Annotated in this window: 27 protein-coding genes; 9 read left to right on the top strand and 18 right to left on the bottom strand. The window is 41.1% G+C overall.

Translation table 11 applies throughout. The features are described 5' to 3' along the window. Nucleotides 1-38: 38 nt before the first annotated feature. A complete protein-coding gene (locus H6G28_RS25630) occupies nucleotides 39-380 on the top strand; it encodes a helix-turn-helix transcriptional regulator (RefSeq protein ID WP_062298591.1) in 342 nt (113 codons plus the stop codon). 412 nt (nucleotides 381-792) lie between these two features. On the opposite strand, the gene H6G28_RS25635 is transcribed toward H6G28_RS25630, so the two are convergent. The 4 genes from H6G28_RS25635 to H6G28_RS25650 form a co-directional block, all read right to left on the bottom strand. Continuing rightward, the gene (locus tag H6G28_RS25635) at nucleotides 793-1461 is read right to left on the bottom strand and encodes a polysaccharide deacetylase family protein (RefSeq protein WP_190675244.1); all 669 of its coding nucleotides are present in this window, start codon (nucleotides 1459-1461) and stop codon (nucleotides 793-795) included. Between the two features lie 33 nt (nucleotides 1462-1494). Next, nucleotides 1495-1893, bottom strand: coding sequence for a hypothetical protein (locus tag H6G28_RS25640; protein WP_190675245.1), 399 nt, complete (start codon nucleotides 1891-1893; stop codon nucleotides 1495-1497). Between the two features lie 141 nt (nucleotides 1894-2034). After that, nucleotides 2035-4530 (bottom strand): phosphoenolpyruvate--protein phosphotransferase, encoded by a 2496-nt coding sequence (ptsP, locus tag H6G28_RS25645; protein ID WP_190675247.1) that lies wholly within the window; start codon nucleotides 4528-4530, stop codon nucleotides 2035-2037. 384 nt (nucleotides 4531-4914) lie between these two features. Continuing rightward, nucleotides 4915-5115, bottom strand: coding sequence for a hypothetical protein (locus H6G28_RS25650; RefSeq protein ID WP_190594559.1), 201 nt, complete (start codon nucleotides 5113-5115; stop codon nucleotides 4915-4917). On the opposite strand from H6G28_RS25650, the gene H6G28_RS37465 reads away from it, so the two are divergent. Continuing rightward, a complete protein-coding gene (locus H6G28_RS37465) occupies nucleotides 5114-5236 on the top strand; it encodes a hypothetical protein (RefSeq protein WP_277877377.1) in 123 nt (40 codons plus the stop codon). The genes H6G28_RS25650 and H6G28_RS37465 overlap by 2 nt on opposite strands. 21 nt (nucleotides 5237-5257) lie before the next feature. On the opposite strand, the gene H6G28_RS25655 is transcribed toward H6G28_RS37465, so the two are convergent. The 8 genes from H6G28_RS25655 to H6G28_RS25690 form a co-directional block, all read right to left on the bottom strand. Then, nucleotides 5258-5740: a hypothetical protein gene (locus H6G28_RS25655; RefSeq protein ID WP_190675249.1), complete on the bottom strand. Its 483-nt coding sequence runs from the start codon at nucleotides 5738-5740 to the stop codon at nucleotides 5258-5260. Nucleotides 5741-6111: 371 nt separating this feature from the next. Next, nucleotides 6112-6471: a DUF5615 family PIN-like protein gene (locus H6G28_RS25660; protein ID WP_190594557.1), complete on the bottom strand. Its 360-nt coding sequence runs from the start codon at nucleotides 6469-6471 to the stop codon at nucleotides 6112-6114. Beyond that, entirely contained in the window at nucleotides 6468-6851 is a 384-nt protein-coding gene (locus tag H6G28_RS25665; RefSeq protein ID WP_242054647.1) for a DUF433 domain-containing protein, read from the bottom strand. Before H6G28_RS25665 ends, H6G28_RS25660 begins: the two co-directional genes overlap by 4 nt. 23 nt (nucleotides 6852-6874) lie before the next feature. Further along, nucleotides 6875-7036: a hypothetical protein gene (locus H6G28_RS25670; RefSeq protein WP_190675251.1), complete on the bottom strand. Its 162-nt coding sequence runs from the start codon at nucleotides 7034-7036 to the stop codon at nucleotides 6875-6877. Next, complete coding sequence (locus tag H6G28_RS25675; RefSeq protein ID WP_190675256.1) at nucleotides 7017-7451, bottom strand: type II toxin-antitoxin system VapC family toxin; 435 nt, start codon at nucleotides 7449-7451, stop codon at nucleotides 7017-7019. Before H6G28_RS25675 ends, H6G28_RS25670 begins: the two co-directional genes overlap by 20 nt. Beyond that, nucleotides 7451-7726 carry a YlcI/YnfO family protein gene (locus H6G28_RS25680; RefSeq protein ID WP_190675259.1) on the bottom strand — a complete coding sequence of 92 codons (276 nt, stop codon included), beginning with the start codon at nucleotides 7724-7726 and terminating at the stop codon, nucleotides 7451-7453. The genes H6G28_RS25675 and H6G28_RS25680 overlap by 1 nt, the downstream gene beginning before the upstream one ends. A gap of 235 nt (nucleotides 7727-7961) precedes the next feature. Further along, nucleotides 7962-11153, bottom strand: a complete 3192-nt coding sequence (locus H6G28_RS25685; RefSeq protein ID WP_190675261.1) for a tetratricopeptide repeat protein — start codon at nucleotides 11151-11153, stop codon at nucleotides 7962-7964. A 277-nt stretch (nucleotides 11154-11430) separates the two neighbouring features. Further along, nucleotides 11431-11829: a hypothetical protein gene (locus tag H6G28_RS25690; protein WP_190675263.1), complete on the bottom strand. Its 399-nt coding sequence runs from the start codon at nucleotides 11827-11829 to the stop codon at nucleotides 11431-11433. Nucleotides 11830-12188: 359 nt separating this feature from the next. Here H6G28_RS25690 and H6G28_RS25695 point away from each other — a divergent pair, with 359 nt between their 5' ends. The 4 genes from H6G28_RS25695 to H6G28_RS25710 all read left to right on the top strand — a co-directional run bounded on the left by H6G28_RS25695 (nucleotide 12189) and on the right by H6G28_RS25710 (nucleotide 13882). Continuing rightward, the gene (locus H6G28_RS25695) at nucleotides 12189-12428 is read left to right on the top strand and encodes a hypothetical protein (RefSeq protein ID WP_190675265.1); all 240 of its coding nucleotides are present in this window, start codon (nucleotides 12189-12191) and stop codon (nucleotides 12426-12428) included. Between the two features lie 20 nt (nucleotides 12429-12448). Beyond that, nucleotides 12449-12799 carry a type II toxin-antitoxin system VapC family toxin gene (locus tag H6G28_RS25700; protein ID WP_242048616.1) on the top strand — a complete coding sequence of 117 codons (351 nt, stop codon included), beginning with the start codon at nucleotides 12449-12451 and terminating at the stop codon, nucleotides 12797-12799. A 349-nt stretch (nucleotides 12800-13148) separates the two neighbouring features. Then, nucleotides 13149-13295, top strand: a complete 147-nt coding sequence (locus tag H6G28_RS25705) for a hypothetical protein (RefSeq protein ID WP_190675267.1) — start codon at nucleotides 13149-13151, stop codon at nucleotides 13293-13295. Between the two features lie 191 nt (nucleotides 13296-13486). After that, nucleotides 13487-13882: a hypothetical protein gene (locus H6G28_RS25710; RefSeq protein WP_190594550.1), complete on the top strand. Its 396-nt coding sequence runs from the start codon at nucleotides 13487-13489 to the stop codon at nucleotides 13880-13882. Between the two features lie 244 nt (nucleotides 13883-14126). On the opposite strand, the gene H6G28_RS25715 is transcribed toward H6G28_RS25710, so the two are convergent. After that, nucleotides 14127-14264 (bottom strand): hypothetical protein, encoded by a 138-nt coding sequence (locus H6G28_RS25715; protein WP_190675269.1) that lies wholly within the window; start codon nucleotides 14262-14264, stop codon nucleotides 14127-14129. A gap of 19 nt (nucleotides 14265-14283) precedes the next feature. Between H6G28_RS25715 and H6G28_RS25720 the strand changes: the two genes are divergently transcribed. Then, nucleotides 14284-14562: a hypothetical protein gene (locus H6G28_RS25720; RefSeq protein WP_190594548.1), complete on the top strand. Its 279-nt coding sequence runs from the start codon at nucleotides 14284-14286 to the stop codon at nucleotides 14560-14562. Nucleotides 14563-15030: 468 nt separating this feature from the next. Here the strand turns inward: H6G28_RS25720 and fba are convergent, their stop codons facing one another. The 5 genes from fba to H6G28_RS25745 form a co-directional block, all read right to left on the bottom strand. After that, on the bottom strand, nucleotides 15031-16110 hold the full coding sequence (fba, locus tag H6G28_RS25725) for a class II fructose-bisphosphate aldolase (RefSeq protein ID WP_190594547.1): 1080 nt from the start codon (nucleotides 16108-16110) through the stop codon (nucleotides 15031-15033). Between the two features lie 610 nt (nucleotides 16111-16720). Next, on the bottom strand, nucleotides 16721-16903 hold the full coding sequence (locus tag H6G28_RS25730; protein ID WP_190675271.1) for a hypothetical protein: 183 nt from the start codon (nucleotides 16901-16903) through the stop codon (nucleotides 16721-16723). A gap of 60 nt (nucleotides 16904-16963) precedes the next feature. Further along, entirely contained in the window at nucleotides 16964-17389 is a 426-nt protein-coding gene (locus H6G28_RS25735; protein ID WP_062295158.1) for an ATP-binding protein, read from the bottom strand. 3 nt (nucleotides 17390-17392) lie between these two features. Then, on the bottom strand, nucleotides 17393-19063 hold the full coding sequence (locus H6G28_RS25740) for a SpoIIE family protein phosphatase (protein ID WP_190675273.1): 1671 nt from the start codon (nucleotides 19061-19063) through the stop codon (nucleotides 17393-17395). A gap of 187 nt (nucleotides 19064-19250) precedes the next feature. Then, nucleotides 19251-19967 carry a response regulator transcription factor gene (locus H6G28_RS25745; protein WP_190594544.1) on the bottom strand — a complete coding sequence of 239 codons (717 nt, stop codon included), beginning with the start codon at nucleotides 19965-19967 and terminating at the stop codon, nucleotides 19251-19253. 541 nt (nucleotides 19968-20508) lie between these two features. Here H6G28_RS25745 and H6G28_RS25750 point away from each other — a divergent pair. Both H6G28_RS25750 and ftsE read left to right on the top strand, forming a co-directional pair. Beyond that, nucleotides 20509-21261, top strand: a complete 753-nt coding sequence (locus tag H6G28_RS25750; RefSeq protein WP_190594543.1) for a WecB/TagA/CpsF family glycosyltransferase — start codon at nucleotides 20509-20511, stop codon at nucleotides 21259-21261. A gap of 572 nt (nucleotides 21262-21833) precedes the next feature. Beyond that, the gene (gene ftsE / locus H6G28_RS25755) at nucleotides 21834-22571 is read left to right on the top strand and encodes a cell division ATP-binding protein FtsE (protein WP_190594542.1); all 738 of its coding nucleotides are present in this window, start codon (nucleotides 21834-21836) and stop codon (nucleotides 22569-22571) included. Nucleotides 22572-22619 lie beyond the last annotated feature (48 nt).

Raw genomic sequence — 22619 nt, forward strand, 5'->3', positions numbered from 1 at the left:
GATCTAGCACTATATATCGAGATAAAAGTGCTGTAGCTGTGAAACAAAAGCCAAAACCGAGGATTGCTTTGCTTCGTGAAAGAGCAGGGCTTACCCAGCTTGAACTATCGCGTCTTGTAGGCGTAACTGAAAGCACTATTCAAAACTGGGAAAGCGGCAGAACTGGGACAGACCACATTGAAAGAATCATTAGGTTCTGCAAGGCATTAGATTGTCAAGTAGACGACCTAATAGAATATGTGAACGAACCATTAGAAGAACCTGTAGCCAAACCAAGTTCAATAAATGAAATACATCAGATTTTAGGTACTGAGGCTACCACCTCAACCTTAAATTCTGAAAGTGAAGTTGCTCCAAAGCACAAAGCCACGAGTAGCTAACATATTCTTTTTCTAAAAGGCAACAGGGAACAGGCTAAAAAGTCTGTAATTTTCTATGTTTGATGATTAGTTTTTTCTAATCTCATTCCTAACTAATATAAATTTCTTAGATAAACCGATGGGTCATCTGTCAAAGAGTTTTGGCGAGTGATGATCTATCGGTGATTTTTCGTCATTATTTGTGAGGACTTACGCAAAAAACGAAAAAATAAGGTTTTAGAACAGGGTACAGGGGTATGAGGGTGTAATACCAATTTGAAAAATGATTACAACAAATAGGTTACTGAAAAGCTCACCAGTAAGCAATTTCCCAATCCAAAATCCAAAATCTAAAATCCAAAATGGTATAAGTATTCAAAACCCTTTCACCCCATACCCTTTCACCCCTACACCCAATCTTGGTACGTAAGTCCTATTTGTGTTGCCATAAATTGTCTACTGTCACAAACTGATAGCCTTGTTGTAGCAATTGCGGAATTAGGATTTCTATTGTTGCGGCTACATCTTGTCCGCCACAAACGCCGTCATGCAAGACGATGAGTGAACCATTTTGTACTTGTTGTAGAACTCGCCGTACTACGGTGTTAATTCCTGGCCTTACCCAGTCTTCTGGGACAACACTCCACATGACGGGACGGTAATTCCATTGACGGAAGCATTTTAAAGTTTTGGGTGTGAATAAACCGTTGGGAGGACGAACATCAAGCACTTGTGAGGGGTTCAAGTTACAAGCGTTGTAAATAGCGGCTTGGGTTGTTTCTAAACTTTCCTTGAGTTCCTTGGGAGTCAGTAAAGGGAAAGAACGATGATCATAACCATGTAAACCAATCCAATGGCCTCTGTCGCTGACGGCTTTAGCAATATCTGGTGAACGGTTAACACAAGCACCCAGCCAAAAAAAACTGGCTGTGATATTGTAGCGGTCTAAAACTTGTAAAACTTGAGGCGTGTATTGGGGATGGGGGCCATCATCAAAAGTAAGTGCGATCGCCTTACAATTGCGATCGCCACTCCAAAGACAATCAGGAAAGCTCGGTTGAAGAATCCGATAGATTAAAGGAAACGAGAAAGCAAACTGCATTACTAATTTTTCGTAGCTTTCCCCAGTCTAGTCTCAATTTAACGATTTAAGGTGAGCCACGAAATCTACATGAAAAGCCTTACCTTGAAAATCTTCTGCTGATGCTTCAAATAACCCTGAAACAGAAAATCCTTGCTGCTGCAACCATAATCGCACCCACTCTAAAAGTTCTGCTTTGGAAAAATCCTCTGTCCTGACTACAATTTCTGTTCCATCAATAAGATAAGAATTATCACCAAGTTTTTTCAACAACTTCTTTTCAAACTCATCAAAATCAGATTCATCTTCTAGATTATTTGGATTACCTAAAGCATCTAGAGTTAACCAGAGAGCTTCGTCATTGTAACTACCATCATCTGGAAGTAAGTAAACATCTTCCCAGATTTGACGTTCTTGCTCCCAGATATGAGGGATGTAGTACTTCCAATTCATATTTGAGACTTTAGAGACAATTTATACATTAAATCTTAAGTAGTGGACAGACACAGAGAAAAAACCTTTGCGCCTTTGCGCGGCAGTCGCTTCAAGTCGGCAAAGCCGCCCAACGCGCTGCCTTGCCTTTGCGTGAGCATTTCACTGCACCAAAGCTCTAACATCATTTGCCGAATCTAATTGTAATGCGGTAGCAACGATCGCCTCGGCTTGAGCTACAGTTAATTTTGCGATCGCTTGTTTAATGATCCCGATAGCTTGGGGATTGACACTCAATTCATCTAACCCCAAACCTAATAAAATACCTGCGGCGGTGGGATCTGCGGCTAATTCTCCACATAATCCTACCCAAATTCCGGCGGCGTGGGCTGCTTTAACAGTTCGTTGAATCATTCGCAATACAGCAGGGTGTAAGGCATCGGCTAAATACGCTACTCTGGGGTTAGTGCGATCGCCTGCCATGACATACTGACTTAAATCATTTGTCCCAATACTGAAAAAGTTAACTTCCGCCGCTAGGTTATCAGCGATGGCGACAGCCGCCGGGACTTCAATCATGACACCAACTGGGAGATTTTCATCAAAAGAAATACCAGCTTGCCGCAATTGTGCCTGTACTTCCCCTAAGATTGCCTTAGCTGCCCGTACTTCTGTGACACTAGCAATCATCGGGAACATCACCTTAATTTTGTGTTCCGCACTGGCGCGTAAAATGGCTCTTAACTGAGTTTTAAATAAATCTGGATGATCTAAACAAAAACGAATCCCCCGCCAGCCTAAGAACGGGTTAGCTTCAGAAAAGTTGAATCGTAAATAAGGTAATGGCTTGTCACCACCAACATCGAGGGTGCGGATAATTAGCGGACGGTTATCTAAAACTTGGGCGATCGCCTGATACACTGCTAGTTGTTCTTCTTCTGTGGGTGCGGTGTTTCTTCCTAAATACAAAAACTCCGTCCGCAACAGTCCCACCCCTTCCGCACCACCAGCCACCGCCGCTTGGACATCTGCAATACTACCAATGTTGGCGAGGATATTGATTTGTTTGCCATCGCGGGTGATTGCTGGTTGATGCGCCTTGGCGAGTGCTTCTTGTTTAGCAGTTTGCCAAGCTTCCCGTTTAGCTTCTAATGCACCGAGAATATCTGCTTCTGGTTCTACCCAAGCTTTACCGCTTTCACCATCCAACGCCATTAAAGTACCATCTTGCAAGCGCAACACTTCGGGATTGACACCCAAAACGGCGGGAATCCCCAATGTCCGCGCAATGATCGCGCTGTGGGATGTAGCACTTCCTGACACAGTACAAATACCGAGTACTTTACTGGGGTCTAACCCGGCTGTATCGGAAGGTGTCAAATCTGTGGCTAGTAAAATTGCTGGTTCAGACAGATACAAACTACTAGCAGCACTTCCGGCTAACAGTCGCAGCACTCTTTGTCCCACATCTACCACATCTTCGACACGTTCTTTTAAATACGCATCATCTAAGGTGCGGTAAGAAGTTGCAACTTCATCCACTGCGGCTTGCCAAGCTGCTTCGGCGTTGAGGTGATGTTCCATGATGCGTTGCTGTACAGTTTCCAACAACACAGGGTCTTCTAAAAATAGTAAATGAGCATCAAAAATAGCGGCTTCCGTGTCACCGATTTGCAAAGTTGCTTGGGAAAAGATTGTCTGAATTTCTTGTTGTGCGGTGTGAATAGCTGCTTGTAAACGCTGTAATTCTGCTTCTGGGTCGTTGACGTGGTATTGTGTTACTGTCACCGGAGCAGGTTGATAATGAATTACAGGTGCGATCGCAACTCCGGGAGAAGCCGCAATTCCTGAAAGTTCGCCATGAGTTGCTGCTGTTGTTTCCGGCTGGACTGCTGGCGGCGAGACTACAGCCTTATCATCTTCACCAAAGTTATTTGCAAATAAAGTTTGTAATGCCGCTAGTGCTGCATCTGCATCAATACCAGTCGCAGTAATTAATACTTCATGTCCTTGACGCACTCCCAAAGTTGTCACTTGGTTAATACTGTCACCCCGAACAACGGCAGTATTTCTGGTTAAATTCTGCACATGAATGCGAGACTGAAATTTTGCGGCTGTGGCGACAAACTGCGCCGCCGGACGCGCATGTAAACCTAAACGATTATGAACAGTCAGCCGAATTTCTCGATTCGGATAGGCAGTACTTGTTATTTGTCCTGTATTAATACTGCTGTCAATTGTTGTATTAGTAACGCCTAATTGTGTGGCTTTGGCGTTTAATGCTCCTCTGGCTTCTGCTATTACCTGCTGGATATTTTTACCTATAGCGGCTGCAACGGTAGCGGCGATCGCACCTTCAACCAATGGTGCTTCACAGAGGTATACTTTTTCTTGGTGTGCTTCTGGCAGAAACTCCACAGCCATTTCTGCATTCATGACCGCACTACCAAGATCCATCAATACTAATACACCATCATCGCTAAATACAGATGCGATCGCCTCATAAATCTTCAGCGCATCCGTACCAAGTGGGTTTTCCGCATCATCAATACCAGCCGCCACCGCAATCGCAACTTTGCCCTGAACCATTTGTGCAGCAAGTTCCTGCACACCCAGAGCCAATTGTTTACTATGAGAAACGATAACTATTCCGACCACTGCAACACCATCAACTTTGTTGAGAGTCTGAGATTGAGCAAGCTACTCGTTGCAGTCCAAAATAACATCAATATTTCATTCTCATTACAATTGTCCAGAAATCTTTAGAATGAGGCGTTGTATCTGGGGGAAGGATGCGAGCAGAGTTGATTAAGACTTATGCAATAACCCTATTGAGCATTGAGCGAAGTCGAAATGCGTCTTTTAAATATCTAAGTTTAATATAGGAATCGTACTTGAATTTTGCTACGTATACTGAGAAAAAAAGCTCTGCATAGCAAGCTTCTAGCAAATTTGGTTTTTCAGAAATCAAATATGAGTCCTATATCTTCAGGTAGCTTTTTAATTGTTTCGCTGCCCTGGTTGTAATTTCTATTTGATAAATCATGCACTCTCTTGCTTATATTGCTCCCAAGAGATAGTAGTATCATTTTTCGCAGCATAAATATCTTGAATATCCTCTTCATCTTCATTTTTACGAATTTTTAGTAACTCTAAAACATCTTCTAAAGTGTCGTCATAAGCTTGTTCTAATTCTTCATAAATAGCTTTGAGTAATGCTTGTCTAGTTTTTGTCGGTTGCATGATATACCTCATTACTTGCTTTTTATCGCTGATATTTACACCATTATTATGGTCTTTCTCTAGTTTACCAATAGATTTAGAATATCTAGTTGCGATCGCACTGAAAATAGTAGTTATATAAACTACAGTCTGATTCTTAGCCTTACAAAATCTGGTATCTTCGATAGCAAGCGATGACTAAAGCTAAACATCTTAGATACATCAACATTAATATTGTGGAAAAACAGCGTACTGCCCATGTCTCAAAAGGCATTTGGTGAATGGCTACTAAAATAAAACCTAACCACCAAAAGAGCAATGTATATATATTACTAGCCTGAATAATAAATTTCATCCATTTAGGACATTGTGATGAAGTGATTTTCCAAGTGCTATCGCTTTCCCTTTGTTCAAGATATGTGTCTCTGTCAGAATTACCATATTTCATCTGACGGTTGATATACCAAATGAAAAGTGACAGCAATATTATTCCTAACTGTAAGCAACTTAGTACAACTCCAAAGGAGTTTAAATCAATGACTGATAGCAACAAAGACAATATATGTATTATCAAACTACTAATCAGTCCGACTGTGGCATAAATTTTTAATAATCTTAGAGCAACACTTAAATTAAACGATGCCATAAATAGATTAGCTAAAATACAGTTTTTTACCTATTCTTCCACCACTTTTATCAAATCTTCAATTGTCACTTCAAAAGAAATGGTAGGTTGGGTGAAGCGACAGCGTAACCCAACAAAATTTTGATTATGTTGGGTTTCATTTCATTCCATCCAACCTACACATCTGAACCTCTCTCTACGTAGGAACTTTTACAATTGAAGCGATCGCACTTACCAAACGAGTAAAACGTTCTTCTCTCAATTCATTTATACAGGCATTAATATCAAAGTTGGCTGGTAATTCTGCGTCTACAACTAAAACACCGATTTCTTGAAGAAGTCGGAGATTTGAACCATTATCAACGCCGCCTTGTCCATAGAAAATTAATTTTTTAGATGGGAATCCAGTCTAGTTTATCAATCCACTCTTCTGCTTCTGTCACTTGCCAGATGATATAAATTGTTTCTGCCCAGCTACTAAGATTACCACTAGAACGTAACCAAACTAGCCCCCAAATATGCCCTCCATCACTCCAGTGTTTTTCTAAATGTCCAGGCATACTTTTACGATTGTCTGTAATTAATAACCTTTCGGATAATTCTAGATACTTTAATATATCTGGATCAAGTGTACCTAATGGTGGTGCATTGGCCTCGCCTACACGTAAAATATCTATTGTTGGATCAAAGCGCAAAACGGCAGTCTTTAGCTTAGGTGGCAAATTTTCATCTAAAAGAAAACGTATCTTCACGCGCGGTTAAGTAACTCCTGCTCACGTTGTACTTTAAATGCTTTTAAACGTTGCATTAAAGGAGAAGGATTAGCTAAAGATTCTTGATAGCGTTGTTCTTGCCACTTAGATAACCGCAACATATAAGCATCTATTTCTGTACGATTTTGCAGGTAATAGGTAAGCGTCGCGTAAATTTTTTCCAAATTAAGAGAAGGCAATTCTTCTAGAATCTCCTCTGCCGAATATCCTTGCAGGTAATATTGAATTACATGATCAATGCCAATGCGATGTCCTTTAATTCGGATGTCATCTGGATTTAGAAATTCAAAATAATCTTCTAGTTGCATTTGTTTACGAGTGATTAAAGAAATGGTAGCCTTGATGATGTTGGGTTCCATTTAATTCCAACCAACATATACCTTTATTTTATTCTATCTACAAACAGCGATCGCCTACCATAAAACCATCGTATCTTGATTGTTGATGAGAGCGATCGCCTACCATAAAACCATCGTATCTTGATTGTTGATGAGAGCGATCGCCAAGCGCAAAACCATTTTTTGCTACGTAGGGACTTGTACAATTGAAGCGATCGCACTTCCCAAACGAGTAAAATGATTTGGATTTAATGTTAGTAAAATATCTACTTGGGCTTTTAATGCAGCTTGAGCAATTAAAGCATCGAAAATAGCGCCACCAGGAAGGTTTAAAGTTGCCATTTGAGCGATCGCATTTTGATAATCTTGAACAACTAGTGGAACTCCTTCTAAATACTGTAGTATATCTACAACTATGCTTTGAGCTTGTTGAGGACTAATACGCGGCTGAATGGGTAAGCGTGTGATGACAGAATATGTTTCAGCTAAACTGTGTGTTGAAATAAACCCTTGAATTTCCCCAGACTTTGCAGATTGAATCTTGGTAAAACAAACCGAATGTTGTGGGTGATTGACAATTATTGCAGGAACTAAGGCTGAAGTATCAAACAAAACTTTCATTAAACTATTTGTTCTTGAATGCGTTCTTCTCTCAATTCATCTATAAAAGTATTAATATCAAAGTTTGCTGGTAATTCTGCGTCTACAACTAAGATTCCATCTTTGCGATAGAGGTTTGCTTGGTTGGGGTTGGGTTGAGTATCTTCTGCTAGTTTTTGCTGACTAAGAGTTGCAATTTTTTCTGTAATGGCTTGCAAAATAAATTGCTCAGTTGATATTCCCTGACTGCTTGCCCATTTTTCAATCTTTTTTTGTAGTTGGGGCGGAAGGTTCATAAATATTGTTCTGATTTTGTCATGACTATGAACTAGGGTAGCATTGCGATTCGCCTACTGCAAAACCATCGTATCTTGATTATTGATGAGAGCGATCGCTTCATAAACCAATACGGTTCAGTTAGTACAGTTTGAACATTGAAGATCCCCCTAAATCCCCCTTAAAAAGGGGGACTTGAAGAAAAATTCCCCCCTTTTTAAGGGGGGCTAGGGGGGATCTGAACCTCTCGCATAATTACGAATTACGAATTATTTTTTTAGCCAGTTGCCACAATAAATAAAACGGTAATATTAATATTACTAACAATAATTGGAAAAACCGACTTAACCACCGTTGCCAAATAGGAACAGGAGTTAACTGGCGTTGCAGAATTGCTAGATTTTCTCTCACTGTCACTGTATTGGGATGATTATCCCCTAACACCCGTTGAAACATCGCCAAGGCTTCGATGTACAGAGGTTCAGCTTCACTGTATCGCCCTTGGCTACGGTATAGTTCTGCTAAATTGTTCAAGCTAGAAGCAACATCGGGATGGTCGCCTGTAAATAACCGTTTTTTCATCGCCAAGGCTTCAATTTGCAGTAGTTCGGCTTCGCTGTACCGCCCTTGGTTATTGTAGAGTACAGCTAAATTGTTCAAGCTACTTGCGACGTTGGGATGATTATCCCCTAACACCCGTTGCAACATCGCCAAGGCTTCGATGTACAAAGGTTCAGCTTCACTGTACTGCCCTTGGCTACGGTAGAATTCGGCTAAATTGTTCAAGCTAGTTGCGAGATCGGGATGGTCGCCTGTGAATAACCGCTTTCTCATCGCCAAGGCTTCCATGTACAGAGGTTCGGCTTCACTGTATCGCCCTTGGTTATTGTAGAGTACAGCTAAATTGTTCAAGCTACCAGCGACATCGGGATGATCGCCTGTAAATAAACGCTTTCTCATCGCTAAGGCTTCAATTAACAAAGGTTCAGCTTCACTGTACTGCCCTTGGTCTTTGTAGAATCCGGCTAAATTGTTCAAGCTACCAGCGACATCGGGATGATCGCCTGTAAATAAACGCTTTCTCATCGCTAAGGCTTCAATTAACAAAGGTTCAGCTTCACTGTACTGCCCTTGGTCTTTGTAGAATCCGGCTAAATTGTTCAAGCTACCAGCGACATCGGGATGATCGCCTGTAAATAAACGCTTTCTCATCGCTAAGGCTTCAATTAACAAAGGTTCAGCTTCACTGTACTGCCCTTGGTCTTTGTAGAATCCGGCTAAATTGTTCAAGCTAGTTGCGACATCGGGATGATCGTATGTGAATAAACGCTTTTTCATCGCCAAGGCTTCCATGTACAGAGGTTCGGCTTCGCTGTACCGCCCTTGGCTATCGTAGAGGTAAGCTAAATTGTTTAAGCTAGTGGCGACATAGGGATAATCGTATGTGAATAACCGCTTTATCATCGCTAAGGCTTTGATGTACAAAGATTCGGCATCGCTGTACCGCCCTTGGCTTTTGTAGAGGAAAGCTAAATTGTTCAAGCTACGAGCGACATCGAGATGATCGCCTGTGAATAAACGCTTTGTCATCGTCAAGGCTTCGATGTACAAAGGTTCAGCTTCACTGTATCGCCCTTGGTGATCGTAGAGGGAAGCTAAATTGTTCAAGCTAGTTGCGACGTTGAGATGATCGCCTGTGAATAAACGCTTTGTCATCGTCAAGGCTTCGATGTACAAAGGTTCAGCTTCACTGTATCGCCCTTGGTGATCGTAGAGGAAAGCTAAATTGTTCAAGCTAGTTGCGACGTAGAAATGATCACCTGAAAATAAAGCTTGGCAAACTTTGACGCATTCCTTATACCAATCTTCTGCTAATTGATATAGTCCTTGTCCCTGATAAAATCTTGCTACTCCTTCAAATATCCAAAGTACTTCATCATTAAGTACTGAGGCTGGGGAATTTATTTGTTGTTCTCTTGCTTGGTTTACTTCTGCAATTATCCGTTCTCCCAAGTCTTCAATATGGGGAATAACAACGCTGATGCTTTCGATATCTTCAGAGGTGGGCGACTGGGGAACCAATTTAGCAACCTTTATCATCGCAGTAGCAAAGGTGGTTTCTAAAACTGGCTTTATCTCGCCAGCATTAGCTAACTGTTCTTGCAAAAACCACCGCACTAAAGCATGGATTTTATAATATCCTTCGCTGTCTTCTACCTGTTGCAGCAAGTGACGCTTGTAAAGTTGTTTTTTGGCTTCGTTTATTTCATCTGGTAAACCTAACCCCCCTAGCCCCCCTTCCCTGCGAGGGAATGGGGGAATTAAAGCCTCTCCTTCTGTTGAGGGAAGGTTTGGAGAGGAATCATTGTTTTCATCTGGTGATAAACCTAACCCTAGCTCCCCTTCCCTATGAGAAAATGGGGGAATCAAAGCCTCTCCCCCCGTGGGGGAGAGGTTTGGAGAGGGGTCATCATCTCCACCAGTCGCCACCCACACCACCAAATCCCATAAAATAGACTGGGGCGCAAATAAACTCAAAAATCTGCCTAGTTGTTGCGTCGGTGGTTCAAGTTCTTCCCAAGTTAAAGCAAAGGCGGCTTTCACTCCCAGTTGGGTTGAGTTGAGAGTTTCCCTGTCTTGTAGTGCTGCTTCGGCTAACTTGCGTTGTTGCAGTCGCTCCAACATTATATATAGATGTAAATCTGGGTCTTGTGCTAAATAAGCACCAACTAACTCTATCCCCAAAGGTAAATATTCTAAAAATTTACATATTGCATTGGCGGTTTTTGGTTGGTTGTCTACTCGCTTGTCTTTCCCCAACAATTGTTTTAACAGTTCTAATGCTTTCTCTGGTGAGAGAACATCTAAGGGAATCTCTTGAATCAAGTTTGGATCTAAATTTCGCAGGCGAGTTGTCACCAAAACCCGAAAGCGTTTATCCCTGGGGACAACTCCGCCCAGGTTGTCTAAACTGGTGACATCATCAAAGACAATTAATATAGGTAAGTCAGCTTTGGGATATTGCAACCAACACCAAGCAACTTGTTCTTTCAAGGTTAACAGTCTTCCGCCTTGTTCTTGGGGTATCTTGAAACCAAGCTGAATAAAAAAACTCAAAACTTCCGCCGCGAGATTACTGGCTCGGTCATTAAACCAAATTATCCCGCCATAATTATTTTGATATTGTTTGGCGTATTGGGTAGCAAGTTCAGTTTTACCTACACCTCCCATCCCTGATATTGCGACATCATCACCACCCTGCAAGTCTTCATGCACAAGTGTTAGTTCTGTTTCACGCCCGACAAAGTGAACAGAACCGCGTGGTATATGTTTTGTGGGGGTTAATTGTTCTTGTCCTTCTATAACTAAATTTTCAATGACTCCTTTCCCACCAGGAAAAATAACCTGACCAATTTTATCGCTTAACTTTTTAAAGTCTTCAGGCATATATGGTTAAGTGCATCGGTTGTCACACCCGCCTCAGAATTAATTCTAAGGCTAATAGCTAAAGTCTTCTGAAGAAGACTAGGAAGAAAGGTTTCAGTCTACTTGAGTAGACTTGCGCTATTAGCCCGGAAATTTATTTCTGGGCGGGTTGGGGAAATAATTTAGAATATTACAGGAATTACGCAGAATCATGAAAAAACGAACCACAAAGGGCGCAAAGGACACGAAGTTAAGAGGATTCGAGAGGGTTTTTGCGTAAGTCCTATATTAAATGAGATTAAAAAGACATTGTTCCAATATTACCTGTACCGCCTGACATCACAACCATACCAATCTTGTCTGCCAATTTTGTTAAATTAGGCGTAGCCATAATTTCTACAAATTTAGGATTTGTCTCTGCTTGTGCTGCTGTCGCCACCTCTTGTACAGCTTGCGCGACTTCAGGATCAGCCTTAGCCGCAGCTTCTACTTCAATGACAACATTGCCATAATCTAACGGTGTGGTTGGTGCTTTTTCAATCGCCGCGACAACGTTGGGTGAGTGTTTTCTCAGCTTGACAAGCAACTCACCAGTTTTATTCCACAGAGTTTCACCAACCATCTCACCAGTTCTTTCTAAGGCTTTGGTGGCGACTACAGACCCAAGTGCGATCGCCGCAGTAGTCAAAGGTTCCATGTGCTACTTTAATTTAGGTGCATCTTAATTTATTTAGAAATACACAGTTTTAGCGTTAAATTACGCAATTTAACTGAAATAATTTAGATTCAGACAAATTATATCATGTCCGCTTGATTACTTATAAAAACCGAAGAACCCCACCCCGCCAAAACTATGTTTTGTCTCCCCTCCCCGTTCACGGGGAGGGGTTAGGGGGTGGGGTGCAATGACTGTGGGAATCATAACTAATTAACCGGACATGATATTAAACCTTATCTTAGCTTGATAGGTTTGATAAAACAAAGCGTAACCCAACAAAAATTCGGCTATATTTTAATTATCTATTAGCAAAAAATGGTAATCAATATTTTAAATCTATGAACATTCAGCTTGTTGAATCTTTAGTTAATGCCATCAAAGCTTTATCTGTTGAAGAACAAGAACTATTGAAGCAAAAGTTAGCGCATAAATCTAATTGGCAAGATTTACGTACCAAAATTTTAACTAATGCTCAAGCTATCCAACAAAGATATAATAGTCAACCCTTTGAGCCAGATATTGACCAAATAATTTATCAAATGCGAGAAGAACGAGACCAACAATTGTTAGCAGATTAGTTACTCAGTCAAAAATAACTATGAATACAATATTTATTTGTGTAGATGCTAATTTTTTAATTAAATTAGTTACTTATACCTCAAAAACATCGCCATATTTAGCTTTGTGGGATAATTGGGAGCAGAACCAAGCTCAGATTATTGCTCCAACTCTTTTATGCTACGAAGTCACAAATGTATTTCATAGAATGCAACTGGCAAAACAATTATTGCAGACAGAAGCTCAAGAATGTCTCAATAATGTTTTAAATTTATCTATTCAATTTTACAGTGATCAGCAACTTCATCAACAAGCTTGGGAAATCGCACAACAACTCAACCTCCCAGCTACTTATGATGCTCATTATTTGGCGTTAGCCCAAAGATTTTAGGCAAATTTCTACACAGGTGATAAACGTTTATTTAACAAAGTTCATTCTGTTTTGCCTTGGGTTCATTTAGTTGAATAATTCTTTGGGAAAGCTGCGCGTTAAGGGAGCATCCCACTTTTTTATGTGTCATTGCGAGGAACGAAGCAATCGCAAAATCTTACTATTTTGAACGAGTGCATGAGATTGCTACCCTGCGGGAAGTCTTACGCCTACGTCGTTCCTCTGGAGCGAGACGCTACGCGTAGCTTGTTTCTCCGAAGGAGTACGCAATGACCATTATCTTCTATGTGAAAACTAAAAACTGGGATGCACCCGCGCGTTAAGTTGTTTTACCAACTAATATTTAAAGTTGCTGTCGTTAGGACAAAAGGTTCCGTCGTTAGGACAAAAGATTCCGTCGTTAGGACAAAAGATTCCGTCGTTAGGACAAAAGATTCCGTCGTTAGGACAAAAGGTTCTGTTGTTAGGACAAAAGATTCCGTCGTTAGGACAATAAATCCAGTCCTTGACATCTAAACAAAATATATATTTCTAGCTTTTATTCTCTCTACTCCCGCACTTATTTTTAGCAGAGATATTACTGATGCACAAAATCTAAACACAACCAGATTTTGTCAAATATACTGACGCAAAATTTAGTGCAATTAAGACAAACTAGCTTTAGCAAAATTTATTAAGCAAATAATTATGTCTCAAAAAAGACGCACATCTCGCATTGTCGAAAAAGCTGAGTTGAGAGTATCTGGACTTAAGGCGATTGACCCAAATATGGATTTTGGCGATAATCGCAATCTACAAAATATGATTCAATTAATTGAGCAATATCGCGCTAAACTAAATGCTTATAATACGGCTCTTGTTGTCATAGATTCAACTAAACTTGAAATGGAACAATTAGAAAAAAGTTTAGGTGAATTAAATGATAGAATGCTGATTGGCGTTGCTTTTAAATACGGTAAAGACAGTGTTGAATACGAAATGGCTGGCGGTGTTCGCAAAAGTGAACGTGTTCGCAGGAGTTCTGTCAGTCGCTTAAAAGCCAGCACACAAGAAACTTCTAACACTACAACTGAAAACGCCTAAATTTCCGACTATAGATTGTTTTAAACGTAAGTAATAACCCAGCAAAAATTTCTGTTCACAAAAATATCCCCGATTTCTTTAAGAAGTCGGGGATATAACTTTTATTCAAGCACAAACTCGCAAATAATTCTGTTCATTGATATGACAAATATCACGCCCAGTCAACATAATTTATCTCTGTTAAAAACCTAAAATTACTAACAAAAATTTTTGCATTAGTAGTTGACAAGTATAAATTTATACTTTAATATAAAAAACATGATAAAGGCGATCGCTCAATTCTCCAAAGAACAAAACGATCGCCATTATCTAAACTCAATACAGGATAAAAGCGATCGTCTGGTTCTGGCAAGAAGAGAGCGATCGCTTTTATAAAACTCAAATACAGGAGTTTCAACACAATGATGGCACAATTACTCAACTTCGCCCAATCTCAAATCGCCCTGTTCTTAAAACAAAACTTTCACTTCCCCACACCCAAGCAAATTCCCCAACAACCATTTCCTTTCCGGGAACCAATTAAACATTTGCTAATCGGTTCACCCAAAGCTGTGACTAGTACAATTCACTATTTGCAAGTTATCGGTTACGCCAGTGTGGGAGATTGGAGTCCACTGCAACCAACAGGTAATCCCGATGAAGTGATGAGCATTTTAACTCGTCAAATCTCGATACAGTAATTTAAATTTAAAGACGTTGCATTGCAACGTCTTTTTAACTCAGCACTCATCTTTAAGGTAGCCAATGGGGATGCAAGCCAATTAACGGTAGCTTTTCTGGTTTAATGATAGCCAAGACGGCATCAGCAGTAATGCAGCTTTTTCAGGTTGAGTGCAGTCATGACCTCTGGTTACTGAGTATGTGTAGTGGCGTGGCAAGCCTTAAATGTTGCATGATAAATTTCTTGTGGGATGGGCTTCTAGCCCGTCCGGTGCGGGCAGGATACCCACACCACAAGAGTTATTTTTATGCCCTATTGTAGCCTTGCCACGCCACTACTACGTACTGTCACCTGTCACCTGTCCCCTATCACCTGTTCTCATTTCAACAAAAAACCGAGAAACTGTTATGTTTCCCGGTTTATTTTTAATATTAAAACCCTCAGTTTAAGGAAACACAAAAGTGTCCCCTATAATTCTTTAGCTAAATTAAACTTTAGCAGCAGCCTTGGTGACAGCGTTTAATTCACCTTTAGCATACTTAGCAGCAAACTCTTCCAGAGAAACTTGTTTAATCTTGCTTGCGTTACCAGCAGTACCAAATTGCTGATAGCGTTCAGCACAAACCTTCTGCATATATGTAATAGAAGGCTTGAGGAAGTGACGGGGGTCAAATTCCTTGGGATTTTTTGATAAAGCTTCGCGCACAGCTGCGGTGATAGCCAAACGGTTGTCGGTGTCGATGTTCACCTTACGAACACCACTCTTGATACCTTTTTGAATTTCTTCTACAGGTACGCCGTAGGTTTCAGGAATAGCACCACCGTACTCATTAATCAAAGCGATTAAATCTTCAGGTACAGAAGAAGAACCGTGCATTACCAAGTGGGTGTTAGGTAGACGACGGTGAATTTCTTCAATGCGGCTGATAGCTAAAATTTCGCCAGTTGGTTTGCGGGTAAACTTGTAAGCACCGTGGCTAGTACCAATAGCTACAGCCAAAGCATCTACTTGGGTTGCTTCTACAAAGCTAACAGCTTCATCGGGGTCAGTTAGCAGTTGAGAATGGTCAAGAGTACCTTCAAAACCATGTCCATCTTCAGCTTCACCCGCGCCGGTTTCCAAAGAACCCAAGCAACCGAGTTCACCTTCTACACTTACGCCCAAAGCATGAGCTACATTTACAACTTCGCGGGTAACACTAACGTTGTACTCGAAGCTGGCAGGGGTTTTAGCATCAGCTTCTAAAGAACCGTCCATCATCACGCTAGTGAAGTTGTTCTTGATAGCTGAGTAGCAGGTAGAAGGAGCATTACCATGATCTTGGTGCATGACAATGGGAATGTGAGGATAGGTCTCTACAGCAGCCAAAATCAGGTGGCGCAGGAAGTTTTCACCTGCATAGTTACGAGCGCCACGGGAAGCTTGCAAAATTACGGGGCTATCTGTCTCGGCAGCAGCCTTCAGGATTGCCTGAATCTGCTCCAAATTGTTAACGTTAAAAGCTGGGATGCCGTAACCGTTCTCAGCTGCGTGATCCAAGAGCAGCCGCAATGGTACAAGCGCCATAGATAGTCCTCCTAATGTGGTTGTCAGCTAGTCGGTGTGAGAGCAGCGTATTAGTTACGCTAATTCTTAAGAGTTTTTTCAACTTATAGGAAATTATAACTAGAGTCGGGTGTTTATGTTGAAAAAGTTTACGTCATCTCTCACCAAGATGCCTCATGCTTGACTTAGGCGACTGTCAAGTATGCTACGTTACATTTAAGAGATTTAGTAGTTGGTGATTCCAAAAGGCGCATCAGCATAGCCCTCAGACTGAAGTCTGAGGCTACACAAACTAAACCCGCCTACGCAGGGTCACTAAATTTGTTGAAGTGTGTTTTTATGCAATATTTAGATTTAGCCTGCCTACGCAGGCTTGGTTTATGTAGCCTTCTTAGAGAATCCCCCGACTTTTTGCTGAAACGAGCGAAGCGAGGTTTAAGCAGTCGGGGAAGTGTAACAATGCTTTTCCCTCAACTGCTTTCGCGTGTATTCTGATTGGATTTTTCACCCTCTTTTACTCCCCACAACTCCCAGGGCTGTTTCATTTGCTTTGGTCAGGATTTTGTCAAGAGTATCATCCAAAAATTTTAGGGAGTTGGTAATCGAACAATTACTGCTTTAACCAGTAAATTTAAGTGCGATCGCCAGGCTCATGAGTAAATAAAATTTTTGAATCACCTGATTTTTTTGCTTGATACGCTTGTAAATTAGAGACTTTTAGGGAACGAAACAGCCCTGCCACAACTCCTGCTCTTATTACTTTACTTGGACTTGTGTGTACACCGTAGGTTTGTGAGGGGAGACTAATCACCATTGCTTACTCCCTGACTACATAATTTTATTTATAAAACCAAATTCATCAAGGACTCCTGGGTTATTTCACCAATTCAGGAATTGTAGCTTCTAATTTCAAGCAATTAGCGCCATTAACTTGTAATTGGTACTCTACCTTATCCATTAACCGATTCATAATTAGCCACCCATAACCCCCTTCTTGTTTATCTACAGGATTAGGTGCTAGGTAAGTAGACATATCGTAGCCTTCGCCATAGTCCCAGATTTCTAGGGAAATGTCTCGGTCTTTGAGTTCTAAACGCAGTAATACTGGTAAATTTGGCTGCTCTTTGTGGGCATGACGCACCACATTAGAGTAGGCTTCTACCAAAGCCAATCGTAAACGACTGGACTGCCGAGACCAATCTACAGAATCTCCTAGCTTGACTTTCAAGCATCCCAGCAACCAGCTTTCGACGATATTTAAATAATTCAAATCACTTGGTACATGAAGCTCACTTTTCATTACTTATAAAACCTCTAGTGAAAGTATAGTTTGATCGTCTTCTTGAACTTGGTTATTTGCTTGGATACGAGCTAGTAAATGGTTCAGAGAAAGTGGTTGTGGCTCTGTTTGGAGAAGTTGCCAAAGACCTTCTTGGTTCAGCATAGAGTGGCTACTTGGCGAAAGACTAGCATCTGTTTGTTCGCATTTTAGTAACTCACTGGATACTGATGCTTCAGTAATCCCATCACTAGCTAACAATAAAGTATCTCCAGTGGAAAGATTTACTCTTCCTGAGAGTGCTTTCCAAGTAGGTAAGATCCCTAAAGGAATGCCACGTACTTTAAGATAGTTGGGCTGCTGGGTTGAGTCAGTTTGGCGAGACCATAGTAGAGGGTAGATATGTCCAGCATTAGCATATACTAGTTCTTTCGTACTAGGTGTATAACAAGCTAATACGAGAGTAATAAAACAATTGTTACTAATTAAGTCATTGCACAAAGCATGATTGAGATTTTGGACGATGATATGAGGTTCGGCTGGTGTTTCTTGAGATAATTCGCGCCGCAGTACAGAAATGGCACTAGCCATGAATAAAGCCGCAGGTACACCTTTCCCGGAAACATCACCTACTGCTAACCATAAATCGCCTTTGGGGTGGACAAATACTTCAAAAAAATCGCCTCCTACTTCTCGCGCTGGATAGCAGCAGGCTTGTAGTTTTGCCTCTTTGATATCAGGTAAGCTTTGGCGGAGCAAATTATGTTGAATTTGGCGTGCTACTTCCAATTCAGCGTGAATTTGCTCTTGTTTTTCTTGTAGGCGTTGATAAAGTTTCGCCTGAAAAAGAGCTAAAGCGGCTTGGTCGGCGACACCTGTAATCAATTTAATATCTTCATCTGGCCAAAGCTCATCACGTCCTACCTGATACAGTGCAAGTACGGCTAATAGTTGCTGCTGATAGGTAAGAGGAACTACCAGATAGTTACAAGGGTTGCCATCAAAGGTTTCTTGATTGAGTTGATAATGACGAGTTTCGACAACCTTCTCAAACAAACTATGGTCAAAGGCAAAATTTAATATAGAAGAATTGGCATCTTGATAAGAAAATTTATCATTGGTTAAGCGATCGCCTTCTACCGGAATCAGCAAACAACAAGTAGCATCAAAGGTTTGTCCGATGGTGGCAACAATTTTCTGCAACATATTGCCATAATCGAGAGATTCTCGAATTGCTGTTGTCACCTCATTAAACAAAGATTCTCGGCGTAGCGCCCGACGCAACTCTTGAGTGCGTTGTTTGACTAAACGATATGTCTCAGTAGCTTGTTCAACTAGTAACTTGAGCCGTTCAGGATTCCAAGGCTTTGTGATATATTTGAATACTTGACCGGAGTTGATAGCATCGACCAAATCTTCCACATCAGTAAAGCCAGTTAAAAGAATCCTAATGGTATCAGGAAACCTTTCTACTGTGCGACTGAGAAATTCCGTGCCATTCATTTCTGGCATTCTTTGATCTGAGATGATCACGGCCATCTCACCTTCTTTTTCCAATATGTCCAGCGCACTTAGGGCATGATTGGCTTTAAATACTTGAAAATCTCGCCTAAAAGTGCGGTAGAGTAAATCCAAATTATCTAGCTCATCATCGACAATCATGAGCTTGAGTTTTTCTACCTCTGTCTCAGTCATATTTGACTTTATTTCCGATACTTGTGTGGCGAGACAATACAATTTTTATCCCACCCAGTGACCACCTGCAAACAAATCAAAAAGCTATCGCTCTCATCATAGAAGTTACCTGCTTTGAACTGAGAAATTGACTCAAAGTTAGCTTCTTCCTCAATTTATGCCAAGGTTGTTCAACCCTGGAATTACCTTAGCCAACCAACCCAGAACGTAAAGCTCTAACTGCTGCTTGGGTACGGTCATCAGCGCATAGCTTATTCAGAATATTACGGACATGCGTTTTTACAGTCCCAACTGTAATATAAAGTCGTTCAGCTATAACAGCATTGCTACAACCTTCGACAATTAACTGTAACACTTCTAACTCGCGTTCTGTCAGGGTATAGGGGTCAATTATTTCCTCACTTTCCCCAAAGTCTTGATTTTGGGGGATATTTTTATTTTCTTGGGCAACAGTTTCCTGTTTAGGAGAATTCTCTTGTGCCTGTTGTAACACAATTCTGGCGATCGCTGGATCAATCCAGGCGTTGCCATTGTACGTAACTCTAACGGCTTCTAGCAAATTATCAAATTTGATATCTTTCATACAGTAAGAGTCAGCCCCAGCTGCAAAAGCAGCCAAAACGGCTTCTTTATTATCTCGAAGGGTTAAGATTAACACCTTGGTAGCATCTTCGCCTGTAGCAATTGCTTTAATTTCTCTGGTCAGTGCAATTCCATCTTTATCAGGTAAACCAATATCGACGATCGCAATATCTGGCTGTAAGATTCTTAACAGCTTTAAGCCTTCCGCCGCATTGCCAGCTTCACCTAGCACTTCAATTTCATCTCTTTGCTGTAGTGCTGTGCGAATACCAACACGGGTAAGGTCATGATCTTCGATCAAAACAATACGGATTTTACTCATTGTCAACTTCTGCCCGTTAAACTAACTAAACTGTCAAACCGAGTTGATGCAAAAATATTAGTGGATTGTGATGGAAATACACTGATAAAAAATAAATATAGAATTTTTGCCTAGTAAGTTATTAGTTTTATTGTGTTGGATATTTTCACTGGTAAGCAAACTTAAATTTTTGGTTAGAGAAAAGCTAACCTCCTTTTTTATGAGTATACTGGCTGATTTACGACAGATTCATCTTTGTCAACCACTGATTATGATGACGAAAATGCGATCGCTCCTAACAATTGCATTCCAATGATGGTTCGTTATGAAATATGACAAATTAATACATTTATATTCATTAGAAATTTTAATCATAAAAAATTTTGGTATACATTACAACCTGCTTGCGTAAATATCCGCCCACATCAAGCCCTGAAAGACTTTTAACCCTGTAACTTTCTCACTACTAGTTGCCTAAAATTGCCCAGGCGATTGATTAAAATATTTGATAAACTATCGTTCGAGACAATCTGGTGTGATGTGAGGCTAATTAGAATAGGCTATGTCTAAACCGCCTAAAGTATTTTCGGTGCTGGGAATACCAGTTCATGTTATGAGTAACTATCCAGGCTGGTTGCTAGAATGCCTGCAACACAGCAGAGGTACTCATGTAGTGACGCTGAATGCAGAAATGACCATGCAAGCAGAACGAGACAGCGCACTAGCCAAGGTAATTCACGATGCTGAGTTGGTGATACCTGATGGTGCTGGTGTGGTTTTGTATTTGCAGTGGCTATTTTGGCAAAAGGTTCAACGTTGTCCAGGAATTGAACTAGCAGAAACATTACTGCGAGAACTAGGACAAAAGCAAAAAGGTACAAAAGTCTTTTTTTACGGCGGCGCACCAGGAATAGCAACCAAAGCCGCAGATTTCTGGAAGCAGCAAGCCCCAGATTTAAACATAGTCGGGACTCATTCTGGCTATCATTCTCCCGAAGAAGAAGAGATATTACACCAAACACTAACTCAATTACAGCCTCAAGTTATTTTGGTTGGGTTGGGAGTACCACGTCAAGAATTATGGATTGCCCAAAATCGTCATTTATGTCCCCAAGCAATTTGGATTGGTGTGGGTGGTAGTTTTGATATTTGGTCAGGAAGCAAAACCCGCGCTCCTGCTTGGTTAGGCAATAATAATTTGGAATGGCTGTATCGCTTATATAAAGAACCTTGGCGTTGGCGACGGATGTTAGCTTTGCCAGAATTTGCCGTGAAAGCATTTGTTTACCGCTTGACAGCCAAAAGCGCCTTCTAGGGAAGAGTAGGGAGTAGGGAATAGGGAGTAGGGAGTCGGGAAAAAATAAACATCCACTTAGGACTTACGACGTAAGACGAGAAATCAAGGGTTTGATCAAGGGTGTAGGAGTGAGTCACTAGCCCCGAATTTCTCACGTATGGGTAGCGGGTGTGGAGAGAGAGGGGAGTGTGGGGAGTGTGGGGGGAAAGATTTTTTCACTATCCTCCCACACTTCCCACCCCTCCCACCCCTCACCCCTGGATTTCTCTCTTGTGAGAAATCCAGGTGGCGTGGGTGGGTTTCCCGACTTGAGCCGTATGTATCTAAAACTCTTATACCCCATACCCTTTCACCCCTAAACCCAATCTCCACAGACAATCTTGGTGCGTAAGTCTTGCCCTATTCCCTACTCCCTACTCCCTACTCCCTAATTCATGACTTGCGGATAGTACTGAAAACTTCCAAAAAATTTAATTTTTGCTTTTGAACTTGAGATTCCTGGGGCTGTCCTGGGAATCATTATTTTTAAGAGAATCTTAAATTGAAGTTTTTCGGGTGTTTAGTTCTAAGCAAGTGTAGATATTCTGCCAATGAGAACCGTTGTTAAAACTGATCAGCATATTCCTGCAAAGGATAGTACATCTTCCCCACAAAGTAGTAGTAATGCTCCCATTGTGCAGTTACGCTCTGTAACAAAAACATACAACAATGGCTGTCACGGGTTGTTGGATGTGAGTTTAGAGGTGAAACAGAAAGAATTTTTGTTTATTACAGGCCCTAGCGGTTCCGGTAAATCAACACTGTTGAAGCTTTTGTATGGCGAAGAATCGGCTACTCAGGGAGAGGTGATCGTCAATGATTGTAATGTAACAGATTTGCGGGGCGATCGCTTATCACTGTTGCGGCGACGCATTGGCATTGTTTTTCAAGATTACAAACTGATTCCCCAAAGAACAGTAGCCGAGAATGTAACCTTTGTACTGCAAGCACAAGGTTTCACTCGCAAAGAAATTCAAAGACGTTTAGAACCAACGTTAAAGTTAGTGGGTTTACTTTCCAAAGCTAACTGTTTTCCTGATCAACTTTCGGGAGGCGAACAACAACGGGTAAGTGTTGCACGCGCCATTGTGGGAACACCGCCATTAATTTTAGCTGATGAACCCACAGGAAACCTCGACCCCGATAATTCTTGGCAAGTCATCCAAATTTTGCAAAAGTTAAATTCTTTTGGGGCTACAGTAATTGTGACTACCCACGACGAACAACTTGTACGGCGCTGCAATCATCCTGTAGTCCAAGTCCGTAACGGTAGATTATCTCGGAAATAGTTAACAATCAAGAGTCACAGAAAATTCCAAAAAAGAAATTATCCAATT

Origin of the sequence: Nostoc sp. FACHB-190, assembly GCF_014696905.1 — a bacterium.
Classification (GTDB): domain Bacteria; phylum Cyanobacteriota; class Cyanobacteriia; order Cyanobacteriales; family Nostocaceae; genus Nostoc_B.

Excerpts from the sequence above, each read along its gene's own strand:
- fba (WP_190594547.1), bottom strand. The coding sequence starts at position 16,110 with ATGGCGCTTGTACCATTGCGGCTGCTCTTGGATCACGCAGCTGAGAAC.
- H6G28_RS25745 (WP_190594544.1), bottom strand. The coding sequence starts at position 19,967 with ATGAGTAAAATCCGTATTGTTTTGATCGAAGATCATGACCTTACCCGT.
- H6G28_RS25655 (WP_190675249.1), bottom strand. The coding sequence starts at position 5,740 with ATGGCATCGTTTAATTTAAGTGTTGCTCTAAGATTATTAAAAATTTAT.
- H6G28_RS25700 (WP_242048616.1), top strand. The coding sequence starts at position 12,449 with ATGAATACAATATTTATTTGTGTAGATGCTAATTTTTTAATTAAATTA.
- H6G28_RS25685 (WP_190675261.1), bottom strand. The coding sequence starts at position 11,153 with ATGCCTGAAGACTTTAAAAAGTTAAGCGATAAAATTGGTCAGGTTATT.
- H6G28_RS25650 (WP_190594559.1), bottom strand. The coding sequence starts at position 5,115 with ATGCAACCGACAAAAACTAGACAAGCATTACTCAAAGCTATTTATGAA.
- H6G28_RS25640 (WP_190675245.1), bottom strand. The coding sequence starts at position 1,893 with ATGAATTGGAAGTACTACATCCCTCATATCTGGGAGCAAGAACGTCAA.
- H6G28_RS25710 (WP_190594550.1), top strand. The coding sequence starts at position 13,487 with ATGTCTCAAAAAAGACGCACATCTCGCATTGTCGAAAAAGCTGAGTTG.
- H6G28_RS25695 (WP_190675265.1), top strand. The coding sequence starts at position 12,189 with ATGAACATTCAGCTTGTTGAATCTTTAGTTAATGCCATCAAAGCTTTA.
- H6G28_RS37465 (WP_277877377.1), top strand. The coding sequence starts at position 5,114 with ATGATATACCTCATTACTTGCTTTTTATCGCTGATATTTACACCATTA.
- H6G28_RS25740 (WP_190675273.1), bottom strand. The coding sequence starts at position 19,063 with ATGACTGAGACAGAGGTAGAAAAACTCAAGCTCATGATTGTCGATGAT.
- H6G28_RS25720 (WP_190594548.1), top strand. The coding sequence starts at position 14,284 with ATGATGGCACAATTACTCAACTTCGCCCAATCTCAAATCGCCCTGTTC.
- ftsE (WP_190594542.1), top strand. The coding sequence starts at position 21,834 with ATGAGAACCGTTGTTAAAACTGATCAGCATATTCCTGCAAAGGATAGT.
- H6G28_RS25735 (WP_062295158.1), bottom strand. The coding sequence starts at position 17,389 with ATGAAAAGTGAGCTTCATGTACCAAGTGATTTGAATTATTTAAATATC.
- H6G28_RS25730 (WP_190675271.1), bottom strand. The coding sequence starts at position 16,903 with ATGGTGATTAGTCTCCCCTCACAAACCTACGGTGTACACACAAGTCCA.
- H6G28_RS25675 (WP_190675256.1), bottom strand. The coding sequence starts at position 7,451 with ATGAAAGTTTTGTTTGATACTTCAGCCTTAGTTCCTGCAATAATTGTC.
- H6G28_RS25680 (WP_190675259.1), bottom strand. The coding sequence starts at position 7,726 with ATGAACCTTCCGCCCCAACTACAAAAAAAGATTGAAAAATGGGCAAGC.
- H6G28_RS25750 (WP_190594543.1), top strand. The coding sequence starts at position 20,509 with ATGTCTAAACCGCCTAAAGTATTTTCGGTGCTGGGAATACCAGTTCAT.
- H6G28_RS25635 (WP_190675244.1), bottom strand. The coding sequence starts at position 1,461 with ATGCAGTTTGCTTTCTCGTTTCCTTTAATCTATCGGATTCTTCAACCG.
- H6G28_RS25690 (WP_190675263.1), bottom strand. The coding sequence starts at position 11,829 with ATGGAACCTTTGACTACTGCGGCGATCGCACTTGGGTCTGTAGTCGCC.
- H6G28_RS25665 (WP_242054647.1), bottom strand. The coding sequence starts at position 6,851 with ATGGAACCCAACATCATCAAGGCTACCATTTCTTTAATCACTCGTAAA.